The following is a 272-nucleotide window of genomic DNA, read 5'->3' as shown; positions in this document are numbered from 1 at the left end:
GAGCGCGGTGTGCGCGCCTCGGTCGCCAAGGCCACGGAGGCTCCCCGTTGATGCACCGGCCGTTGACGCACTGGCAGACGAGAAGCCGCCGGGGCCTGGCAGCCCTGCTCGCAGCAGCCGCTGTGGCCGTGCTGCCCGCAGCTCCCGCCCACGCCGACTCCATCCGCACCCAGCAGTGGGAGCTCGACGCGATGCACGCCCCGCAGGTATGGCAGACCACCAAGGGCAAGGGCATCACCGTCGCCGTCCTGGACACCGGTGTCGACGGCAGC

1 pseudogene is annotated in these 272 nt (G+C 72.4%); it reads left to right on the top strand.

The features are described from left to right. Positions 1-50 precede the first annotated feature (50 nt). Positions 51-272: pseudogene (locus J0695_RS40380) on the top strand (type VII secretion-associated serine protease mycosin); the annotation flags it as partial.

The sequence above is a fragment of the Streptomyces beijiangensis genome, assembly GCF_017315755.1.
Taxonomy (GTDB): domain Bacteria; phylum Actinomycetota; class Actinomycetes; order Streptomycetales; family Streptomycetaceae; genus Streptomyces; species Streptomyces beijiangensis.
The sequence above is the reverse complement of the archived record's forward strand: the minus strand, read 5'-3'. Positions and strand labels throughout refer to the sequence as shown.